This window comes from Streptococcus sp. UBA632 (assembly GCF_002300045.1).
In the GTDB taxonomy this organism is placed as follows: domain Bacteria; phylum Bacillota; class Bacilli; order Lactobacillales; family Streptococcaceae; genus Streptococcus; species Streptococcus alactolyticus.
The window spans coordinates 4,107-13,674 of the sequence record NZ_DBPA01000060.1 but is presented as its reverse complement, the minus strand read 5'-3'; the positions used below and the strand labels follow the sequence as shown (position 1 = coordinate 13,674).

At 40.6% G+C, this 9,568-nt stretch carries 14 protein-coding genes and 3 tRNA genes; 12 read left to right on the top strand and 5 right to left on the bottom strand.

Going from position 1 to position 9,568, the window contains the following annotated elements; all coding sequences use genetic code 11:
- The first annotated feature begins 46 nt into the window (after window positions 1–46).
- Both B3473_RS07020 and B3473_RS07015 read left to right on the top strand, forming a co-directional pair.
- Window positions 47–120, top strand: a tRNA-Ile gene (locus B3473_RS07020).
- A gap of 15 nt (window positions 121–135) precedes the next feature.
- Window positions 136–207: transfer RNA gene (locus B3473_RS07015), tRNA-Glu, on the top strand.
- Between the two features lie 186 nt (window positions 208–393).
- On the opposite strand, the gene B3473_RS07010 is transcribed toward B3473_RS07015, so the two are convergent.
- The 3 genes from B3473_RS07010 to recX all read right to left on the bottom strand — a co-directional run bounded on the left by B3473_RS07010 (window position 394) and on the right by recX (window position 2,150).
- The gene (locus B3473_RS07010) at window positions 394–705 is read right to left on the bottom strand and encodes a DUF960 domain-containing protein (RefSeq protein ID WP_154455490.1); all 312 of its coding nucleotides are present in this window, start codon (window positions 703–705) and stop codon (window positions 394–396) included.
- A gap of 50 nt (window positions 706–755) precedes the next feature.
- Entirely contained in the window at window positions 756–1,289 is a 534-nt protein-coding gene (locus tag B3473_RS07005) for a nucleoside tri-diphosphate phosphatase (RefSeq protein ID WP_154455491.1), read from the bottom strand.
- 78 nt (window positions 1,290–1,367) lie between these two features.
- Window positions 1,368–2,150, bottom strand: a complete 783-nt coding sequence (gene recX, locus B3473_RS07000) for a recombination regulator RecX (protein ID WP_154455492.1) — start codon at window positions 2,148–2,150, stop codon at window positions 1,368–1,370.
- A gap of 67 nt (window positions 2,151–2,217) precedes the next feature.
- On the opposite strand from recX, the gene B3473_RS06995 reads away from it, so the two are divergent.
- From B3473_RS06995 to B3473_RS06975, 5 genes are all read left to right on the top strand, one after another.
- Window positions 2,218–2,409, top strand: a complete 192-nt coding sequence (locus B3473_RS06995; RefSeq protein WP_154455493.1) for a hypothetical protein — start codon at window positions 2,218–2,220, stop codon at window positions 2,407–2,409.
- A 138-nt stretch (window positions 2,410–2,547) separates the two neighbouring features.
- A complete protein-coding gene (locus tag B3473_RS06990; protein WP_154455494.1) occupies window positions 2,548–3,129 on the top strand; it encodes a hypothetical protein in 582 nt (193 codons plus the stop codon).
- A 37-nt stretch (window positions 3,130–3,166) separates the two neighbouring features.
- On the top strand, window positions 3,167–4,519 hold the full coding sequence (gene rlmD, locus B3473_RS06985; protein ID WP_154455495.1) for a 23S rRNA (uracil(1939)-C(5))-methyltransferase RlmD: 1,353 nt from the start codon (window positions 3,167–3,169) through the stop codon (window positions 4,517–4,519).
- A gap of 85 nt (window positions 4,520–4,604) precedes the next feature.
- Window positions 4,605–5,183: a GNAT family N-acetyltransferase gene (locus B3473_RS06980; protein WP_154455496.1), complete on the top strand. Its 579-nt coding sequence runs from the start codon at window positions 4,605–4,607 to the stop codon at window positions 5,181–5,183.
- 111 nt (window positions 5,184–5,294) lie between these two features.
- Window positions 5,295–5,365: transfer RNA gene (locus B3473_RS06975), tRNA-Thr, on the top strand.
- 10 nt (window positions 5,366–5,375) lie between these two features.
- Here the strand turns inward: B3473_RS06975 and B3473_RS06970 are convergent.
- Both B3473_RS06970 and B3473_RS06965 read right to left on the bottom strand, forming a co-directional pair.
- Window positions 5,376–6,122: a nicotinamide mononucleotide transporter family protein gene (locus B3473_RS06970; protein ID WP_168261227.1), complete on the bottom strand. Its 747-nt coding sequence runs from the start codon at window positions 6,120–6,122 to the stop codon at window positions 5,376–5,378.
- 6 nt (window positions 6,123–6,128) lie between these two features.
- On the bottom strand, window positions 6,129–6,767 hold the full coding sequence (locus tag B3473_RS06965) for a deoxynucleoside kinase (protein ID WP_167829256.1): 639 nt from the start codon (window positions 6,765–6,767) through the stop codon (window positions 6,129–6,131).
- Between the two features lie 428 nt (window positions 6,768–7,195).
- Here B3473_RS06965 and B3473_RS06960 point away from each other — a divergent pair, with 428 nt between their 5' ends.
- The 5 genes from B3473_RS06960 to B3473_RS06940 all read left to right on the top strand — a co-directional run.
- Complete coding sequence (locus tag B3473_RS06960) at window positions 7,196–7,450, top strand: DUF1912 family protein (protein ID WP_168261229.1); 255 nt, start codon at window positions 7,196–7,198, stop codon at window positions 7,448–7,450.
- A 2-nt stretch (window positions 7,451–7,452) separates the two neighbouring features.
- A complete protein-coding gene (locus tag B3473_RS06955; RefSeq protein ID WP_154454486.1) occupies window positions 7,453–7,770 on the top strand; it encodes a helix-hairpin-helix domain-containing protein in 318 nt (105 codons plus the stop codon).
- Between the two features lie 246 nt (window positions 7,771–8,016).
- Window positions 8,017–8,595, top strand: a complete 579-nt coding sequence (locus tag B3473_RS06950; protein WP_154454485.1) for a GNAT family N-acetyltransferase — start codon at window positions 8,017–8,019, stop codon at window positions 8,593–8,595.
- Complete coding sequence (locus B3473_RS06945) at window positions 8,595–9,158, top strand: shikimate kinase (RefSeq protein WP_293678426.1); 564 nt, start codon at window positions 8,595–8,597, stop codon at window positions 9,156–9,158. The genes B3473_RS06950 and B3473_RS06945 overlap by 1 nt, the downstream gene beginning before the upstream one ends.
- A gap of 12 nt (window positions 9,159–9,170) precedes the next feature.
- On the top strand, window positions 9,171–9,568 hold a 398-nt coding region (locus B3473_RS06940; protein ID WP_293678412.1), incomplete at its 3' end, for a class I tRNA ligase family protein.

The following is a 9,568-nucleotide window of genomic DNA, read 5'->3' as shown; positions in this document are numbered from 1 at the left end:
CCATGGGGCCGGGGGTTCGAGTCCCTTCACCTCGACCAAAAAATTAGGGCTTATAGCTGAGGTGGTTAGAGCGCACGCCTGATAAGCGTGAGGTCGGTGGTTCGAGTCCACTTGTGCCCATTCATTTAATAATATGGTCCGTTGGTCAAGGGGTTAAGACACCGCCTTTTCACGGCGGTAACACGGGTTCGAATCCCGTACGGACTATTATTTTAAACGAGTTGAGGAGGTTGTTAGTCAATCTTCTTTTTTATTATGTGACTTTCAGTCCGTCACGCTCCGTAAGGTACGTGACAATAAACCATCCATTAGAGTTAGATGGGTGGGGATTAATAAAAAAAGTCCTATAAAATAGAACTTTTACTGTGGTAATATAAAGAATTAAACTAATAGCTAATCTAATTCGTATGGAAGGAGGAGTGTTTCCATTCCTGCTTGATCCATGATATAAACAGTACTTGGGAAAAACTCATCAAAGGGGAAATTGTAATCAAAGGTAATGGAAAGGTTTTGATTACTGTTGAAGTATTCGATTGCGATGTTATTGTGGTTGTTTTTTAAGTGAAAGGATAGGATAGAGTCTAGCTGGACAACGGTTTTTAGGTAATTGTCCAATAAATCCCAGAGTGTTTCAATAATTTCAAATGGGATGCTGGTTGCTACTCCAAAACTGACAGAACGTTTCTTTGTGTCTTCAAATGCCATAGAACACCTCCACTAATACTGTAAAAGCATCCTTTCGGATGCTTGCAACTTTAACGATTCTTTAGTTCAAGATAACGTTTGTACCAAATGTTAATATAAGCTTGTGAAAAAGGTCCTTTACCGTTATTTATCCAATCAACGAGTATCTTAACATTTTCTTTTAAAATAAAATCAATGTCTGGTGAATACCCCATTTCTTGCTTGTGCAACTCGTACTCATCAACGTCAAGCAGTCTTTTTTCGCCATCGGCAAAAATCTTGACATCTAAATCATAGTCGATATACTTTAGAGCTTCTTCGTCCAGAACGTATGGACTGGCAAGGTTGCAGTAGTAGGAAACTCCGTTATCTCTTATCATAGCAATAATATTAAACCAATATTTTTTATGAAAATAGACGATAGCGGGTTCGCGTGTCACCCAGCGTCTGCCATCACTTTCTGTCACTAATGTGTGGTCGTTCACTCCTATAAGGGCTGTATCTGTTGTTTTTAGTACCATTGTGTCGCGCCATGTACGGTGCAGACTCTTATCATGCTTATAACTTTGAATTGTAATAAAGTCGCCTTCCTTAGGTAATTTCATGCCTTACCAACTTTCTACAATTAAACTTATCTGTTATAGTCTATCATAATTTTCTGAAAAAATCACTTAGAAATGCCATTAAATCGACAAATAATCTCGAAGTGCTGTTTGGATGTCGTCATAAGCAAACCCTTTACGCATGAGATGTTGGATAAGGCGTTGTTTGAGGTCATAGCCATCGTATTTTTTGCTTAATTTGCGGTGTTGTTTGTCTAGGGCTTGATAGAGAAGCTCCTGCTCTTGTTCTTCGTCTTTGTCGGTATCAAGTTTTTCAAAGGCGGTTTTGGCTTCGTCATAGGAAAAACCTTTATTCATCAAGTTTTGGATGATTTTGTCTGTTAGACTCTTACTAGAAAGTTTGCTCTGGTATTTTTTGAGCAGTTTTTTGGCAGTTTTTTCTGCCACTTCTGAGAAGTCAAGTTGGGCTAAGCCCTGTTCAATGACTTGTGTATCAATCCCTTTTTGCATGAGTTTTTGTTTTAGGATATAAGGTCCCTTGTCGCCTGAATGGAGATTTTGAGCCAGATAGTTTTCAACATATTGCTGGTCATTTAGCCAATTTTCTGCTATTAGATTGTCAAGGATATCGGGAATATAACGTGTGTCAATCTCGTGTTTTTCAAGGTACTGTTTGACTTCTTTTACAGTGCGTTGCTTAAAGGAAATGTAGTAGAGGGCGAGGTTTTTGCCGTAAGAAAATTGGGCAAAGCTTTGAATGTCCTTTAGTAAGGCGTCATCTAGGCTCATGCCCTTGCTCAACATAAAATGAACGATGGTATCTTCTGTGACATAAAGATTGTCAGAACCGTCTATCTCAATCAAATAAAGGCGTTTTTTCTTTTCAATTTTGGTGATTTTCATAGTTTTAATTATAGCAAAAATGGTAGAATAGAGATAAGAAAAGGCATTTTTCTAAAAAGAGGTGGCTATGGTTGGAAAAGATAAGGTAATCCATTTGGACCAATATCGGCAAAGTCAGGTTTTTGAGGAGGCTGAAGGCTCTTTGGATTGGTTTGATGAAGAAAATGCCAATGCATCTGCTGAATGCATTTTTGATGGGACTGTTGACGCTGGCCTTTTATCAGGTTGGGATTTGATGGAAGACCTGTATGATTTGTAGCGGTCAGAGGAGCGTCTTTTTCCTAGTTGGTCAGCGCTGGCGGACAGGACTTGGGACAATGAGAAAAGCCGCCCTTATTTGACGGTTAAGTTGGATTTGGCTGCTTTGTGTAAGCAACATGGGCTTTATTAAAAGGCTTTGGACCACTTTTTAGCCATTTATCAGGTGGATAGGGCAGATGGTCTGACTTGTCGTTATGAGATTCTGGCTCTTTATGTCCTCATGTCGCGCTATGATGAAGCGCAAGCTTTTGTTAATAGTTGTACATCCTATGCAGCAGATGTGCGAATGCAAGTATCACTTTTGGTAGCCGCCATTTTAGGCGGCTATCATGCCGATGCATCACAATTATTAGTGGGCTTTTGTGTGCAAGTGACGGATTTTCTCGCTTTTTGTGAGCAAGATATCTTTCCGTTAGGTCGTGTCATGGAGGCTGAAACGTGGGAGGAGTGCTCAGCTAATTGCGAAGAGAGTCTTTACTTCGCTTTTTCCCCTATTTTACCGCTTTTGCTGACGGCATCGACCTACATTCAAGCTTATTTGAATGCTTACGTGACCACTAATGTGGCTGATAGTGACGATGATTTGGACCACTTGCCTTTTTTATCGTCCAAGCAGCTTAGTGTATTAGCCTTAAATGGTATTTACGGGATTCAGAATTTTCAACTTTTGACGGAAACGGCTCTTTTGCCTTGCCAACTTTTGGAAAAGCCACTTTAGAAAAATTGAAGAAAGCAGGAGTTACATTTAGTCAACAATGAATGTGAAAGTAAAGCAAAAAATTCCTTTGAAAATCAAGCGTATGGGAATCAACGGGGAAGGTATTGGTTTTTATAAAAAGACCTTGGTTTTTGTGCCAGGTGCCTTAAAAGGTGAAGATGTCTTTTGTCAAATCACGGCTGTGAAACGCAATTTTGCTCAGGCTAGGCTTTTGACTATCAACAAAACCTCGCCTTTTCGTGTGCAGGCACCGTGTCCTATTTATGATGCGTGTGGCGGTTGTCAGATCATGCATTTGCAGTATGACAAGCAGTTGGAGTTTAAGGATGATTTGATTAGGCAGGCCTTGAAAAAGTTCAAACCTGCGGGTTATGAGAATTATGACATTCGTCACACGATAGGCATGGATACTCCTTATCATTACCGTGCTAAATTGCAATTTCAAACGCGTGCGTTTAAAGGAAATGTCAAAGCAGGCTTGTTCCAAGAGGGAAGTCATCGTTTGGTTAATATCAAAGATTGTTTGGTGCAGGATGAGTTGACGCAAGCCATTATCAATCGTGTGGTGGCATTGTTAGAAAAATACCAAGTTCCAATTTACGATGAGCGTCGAACTGCAGGTGTGCGGACGGTGATGATTCGTAAGGCAATGGCGACGAATCAGGTACAGCTCATTTTTGTGACCAGTCGTGAACTTTTCTTGGCGCCAGTGATTAAGACCTTGACGGCGGAATTTGAGGAAATTCAAGGCATTGCGGTCAATCTTAACCGTTCCAAATCAAGTGAGATTTACGGAGATAAGACGGAAATCATTTTGGGACGTGCTACGATTGAAGAAGAGGTCTTGGATTATCAGTTCTCATTGTCACCACGAGCTTTTTACCAGCTAAATCCCCAGCAAACGCAGGTCTTGTACGGGCAAGCTGTGGCAGCCTTGGATGTTTCTGAAAATGACCATATTATTGACGCTTATTGTGGTGTGGGGACGATTGGTTTTGCCTTTGCTGATAAGGTCAAGAGTGTTCGAGGCATGGATATTATTCCAGAAGCGATTGCTGATGCGAAGAAGAATGCTCAGCGTATGGGCTTTGACAATACTTACTACGAAGCTGGTCGTGCGGAGGATATTATTCCCAAGTGGTACCAAGAAGGCTATCGTGCGGATGCCTTAATTGTGGACCCACCGCGTACAGGCTTGGATGAGAAATTGCTTCAAACGATTTTGCGTTACCAACCAGCCAAGATGGTTTATGTGTCTTGTAATACAGCAACCTTGGCGCGTGATTTGGTGGCTTTGACGAAGGTTTACCAAGTGGAATATATTCAGTCAGTGGATATGTTTCCTCATACGGCACGGACTGAAGCCGTGGTGAAATTAAGCAAGAAATGATACTATAACAGGGCTTGTCAGCTTTCTTTTGACAGGTCCTGTTTTTCTCGTTATACTGTGACAAAACAGTTGAGGAGGACAGGAGATGACGCCTACGATTCGTTTGGCTCGTTTAGAAGATGTGTCAAGGCTGCGGGAGATTTACCGTTATTACGTGGAAGAAACGGCTGTGACTTTTGATTATGAGGTACCCAGCCAGGAGGAATTTGCAGCGCGAATGCAGGATATCCAATCGTTTTACCCTTATTTGGTTGCAGAAGAGGCTGGGCAGATTGTGGGCTATGCCTATTCAGCCCCTTTTCATGTCAGACCTGCTTATGCTTGGTCAGCGGAAATGACGATTTATTTGGATCACAGGCAGCGTCATAAGGGGCTTGGACGTTTGCTTTACCAGCAGTTGGAGCATTATCTGCGTCAAATGGGTGTGCTAAACCTCAATGCTTGCATTGCATCGACGGCGGTTGAGGATGCTTATTTGACCAATCATAGTTCGGGATTTCACCAAGCCTTGGGGTATCAGTTGGTTGGGACTTTTCATTCATCAGGTTATAAATTCAACCGTTGGTATGACATGATTTGGATGGAAAAAATGTTGGGCGAACATCTTGAGTTGACTCCTCCTGTCCAATCCATTCACACTATTTTGAAACAAAATCTTTCTTAGGCATACCAAAAAGCCCCACAAAAGCAAATGCTTGTGGGGTGTGCCCTTTTTTGAGCAAATTGGTAAAAAAAGCTTGCGAAAGTTTTCGTGTCGTGTTATTATTATATGGTAGCCGCTATAGTTAAATGGTATAATAGAGCAATGGTAATGCTCCGTTCCGAGTTCAATTCTCGGTGGTGGCAGATGATTATATTATAAAGTCTCTTCGGAGGCTTTTTTGTTTTGGAGTGCGACATTGTCGCCTTTTCCTTTTTGCCAAATCATGATACCGACGGATCCTTGGGCAAACATACCAAAGTAGCTAAAGGCAACGACTTGATTGCCAATCGCCATGAATAAAATAAAGCTGAGCAAGTCAACCAGTAGCCAGAGGTAAAAACCGTCAATGTGTCCTTTGACTTGTCTTTGTTGTGCGGTGAAGGAAAGTCCGTTGGTGAGAGCGTCTAGGATGATTTGTTGACCGCCCATCCAAAAGGAGAGCAAACCAAGCCCAATCGTCCAGAAAAAGATAGCAATGAGAACGTCTTTAACACCAAAGCCTTTATCGACCACCAGTTCGCCGTCTTTGTTGCGGCGTTTTTTCCAATTGCTGTTACCGATAAATTCTGTGATGAGGTAATAAAGACTGGTAAACATATCACCATAGATGCCTTGCATCCCAGCAACGAGGATTCCAGCAAGGTTTTGAATGCCGTTGACTTTGAAAGTGTGTTGCCATTGCAAGGCGAGGGTCCAGGTTCCAATAAAACCAAAGACAGACATGATGATAGAAAGAATGGTGATCATGTCTAATTGCCCTAACCAAAGAGTTGAGAGGATACCGTAGACCGTAAAGCCAAGTGAAACAGTAAAGGATGCAATGACAAAGAGGCGTTCTCTGAGAGTAAAACGACCCCAAGCGAGGTCAAATGATTGTTTGAGTGAAAGTTGTGTGTCCAAAAAATGTTAATCTCCAATTCCAATTGATTTCATTTCTTGACGGATCATGCGATAAACTTTTTGCCAGTCCTCTGATTTAGTCACATCGATGTGATCAGTATTGATTTTCATTTTGGGACTGTATTGGTAGTTATCGTACCAGTTATTATAATGTGAGTGAAGAAGTTTGTAATAATCGGTTAACCCTTCGTTGTGGTCAGGTTGTTCAAATTCACGTCCGCGTTTTTTGATGTTGGACATGATATGGTCAAAACTGCCTTCAAGATAGATGAGTAAGTCAGGTGCTTTTTTAGGAAGTCCGTCAATTTCCTCCATCATGTTATCCAAAAGGTCTAGGTAAATACGGTATTCTTGGTCGCTGATACTACCTTGAAGGGTGTTGATGTAGGTAAATAAAGCATCCTCATAAATCGAGCGGTCCAAGACATTGTTATCAGCCTTGTAGGCTTTTTTGATAGCAGCAAAGCGTTTGTTTAAGAAATAAATTTGCAAAGCAAAGCCGTATTTTTCAGGGTCTTCATAGTATTTATCTAAAATAGGGTTGTTTTCAACAGGTTCAAAGAAAGCTGTTGTTCCTAGTTCTTGGGCCAAAAGAGAAGTATAGGTCGTTTTTCCAACTCCTATCATTCCTGCTAGAATAATCACGATGGTAATGCACCTCCAAAACGTTTTTTATTGATCAATAAAGGATTGTGTTGTCCTAAATCTAGGACTGGTTTGACAATTAAGCACTCAGGCTGGGCTAGGTTTTGGTCATGGCTGGCTCCTTTCTGTTAGAATCATCTATGTAGTCGCAAGAAAATCAATTTCTTGTGGGAACTGCATATCAAAAAACACAATATATTGTGAACGGTTAAAATGTTAACACTATATTTTGTGTTTTGCAAGGGTTGAAAAATATTATTTTTGTGATATACTGGGAAACTTTATTGTCCTAAAAAATGAAAAGGACAGATAGATTTCTGAAAATGGTTCTTCTTTCATGTCAAAATAGCATGGAAATCCCTTACAAACTTCTCTTTTTGCGATGCTTTTGATATAATATGTGCTAGGAAATCAGACGAGGTGGAGTTATGACTTACGAACAAGAATTTTTAAAAGACTTTGAAGCTTGGGTAGATTCACAAATCACAATCAATGAAATGGCTATGGATGCAAGCCGCAAGATTGTAGAAGAGGACAAGGATGAGCGTGCTGCGGATGCTTATATTCGTTATGAAAGTAAGTTGGACGCTTACAAATTTATCCAAGGAAAATTTGCGAATTATAAAGCCGGCAAAGGTTTCCATGATTTACCAGATAATCTTTTAGGAGAGAGAAATTATTAATAATGGCAAAGAAAAAGAATCGAAAAAAAGAGTATATGTTGAAATTAAAGCGTGCGGGAATGCTAAAAACAGCAGCCGCATCAACGCTTGAGGCGGCCAGTAAACTAGTTTCAAAAGCAACTCTTAGTTTGGAAGAATTTTCAGCAATTTCTGCCGTAGAAGGCATTCGACCAAAATTGATTGAAACGCTGTACAATGAAGGCATTCAATCAGTCTTGGATTTTGAAAAGTTTAGTGAAAAAGAGGTTTTGGCCTTTAAAGGGATTGGTCCAGCGACGGTTAATAAGTTAAAGGAAAATGGTGTTTCCTTTAAGGCCTAAGCATTGCGTTAGCGGACTAAATCTGATAAAATAAAACCATTCAGAGGTGTCTTAAGGACCATTTGTCACAGAGAGCGGTGTGGTTGAGAAATCCGTACAAATGTTAAGGCTGGTTGCTGAAAGGGTGTAATTGAATAAACAAGTTGCGAGTGCCAGTCACTCGAATGTGGGTGGTACCGCGGATTTATAAAAAGTTCGTCCCTGTCGTATGGCAGGGGCGGTTTTTTATTGGGAAAAGGGGATATTATGATAAACATTCTAGGTCACATAAAAGGTGAGAAACTGCCTGATGTAGAAACGGAGCGGCTTTATTTGCGACAGCGTTTGGTCATAGATGCCAAGGACGTGTTTGCTTATGCAAGTTTGCCAGAAGTGACTTGGCGAGCAAGCTTCCCACCTGTGAAAACGGTAGAAGAGGAGGCCTATTATCTTGAGCATATCTTACCAAAACGCTGGGAGGAGCAAAAGATTCCGTCTGGTTATGGGATTTGCCTAAAAGGGACAAACACAGTCATTGGTTCAGTTGATTTCAATCATCGCCATGCAGATGATGTTCTGGAGATGGGCTATCTTCTTCATCCAGATTATTGGGGGAAAGGGCTGATGACAGAGGCTGCGCGTGCGTTGTTGGAAGTTGGATTTACCCTACTCAATCTCCACAAAATTGAAATTGAATGTTATGGTTACAACAAAGCAAGCCAACGTATTGCTGAAAAACTAGGTTTCACCCTCGAAGCTCGAATCCGTGACCGCAAAGACGCACAAGGAAAACGTTGTGACCTATTGCGCTATGGATTGCTGAAAAGTGAGTGGGAGGGGAGATGATGAATCTTGTTATTATTGGTGCACAAGCTTCAGGTAAGATGACGATTGGTCAAGAAATTGAAAAGATGACTGATATGACTTTGTTTCATAATCACGATAGCATTGATTTTGTTAGCTGTTTTATGGAATATGGACCTATCTCTGCTGAACTCATTCGGAAAATTAGACTAAATTTTTTCGAAGCTTTTGCTCAGAGCAATCAACCTATTATTTTTACTGTTGTGATTGATTTTAATGATTCAAATGACATTGCGTTTTTGAGACAAATTCAAGATGTTTTTCACTCGTTTAAGAGAGAGGTTTTGTTTGTCGAACTTGAAACGGATTTAACAGAACGGCTTCGGCGCAATCGCACCGAACATCGTTTGCAGTGTAAACCAGTAAAACGTGATTTGGAATGGTCTGAAAAGGATATTTTATCAACGATGACTTTTGCTCAGTTTAATCCAGAGAAGTCACCCGAATTTCTTAAGTATTATTATAAAATCAATAATACAGAGTTATCTGCTCGTGAATCAGCGCAGCTTATTTTACAAAAATTAAATGATATTGAAAAAAAGTAGAAAGGACACATTATGTCAAAAGAACTTTCACCCAAATATAACCCAGCTGAGGTTGAGGCTGGGCGTTATCAAAAATGGTTAGATGAGGATGTTTTCAAGCCTTCTGGCGATAAGAAAGCTCATCCCTATTCTATCGTTATTCCACCACCAAATGTGACTGGTAAACTTCACCTTGGTCACGCTTGGGATACGACTTTGCAAGATATTATTATTCGTCAAAAACGTATGCAAGGTTTTGATACTTTATGGCTTCCTGGTATGGACCACGCTGGGATTGCGACACAAGCAAAAGTTGAAGCCCGTCTTGCTGAAGAAGGCATTTCACGTTACGATCTTGGTCGTGAAAAATTCCTAGACAAAGTTTGGGAATGGAAGGACGAATACGCGACAACAATCAAGGAACAATGGGG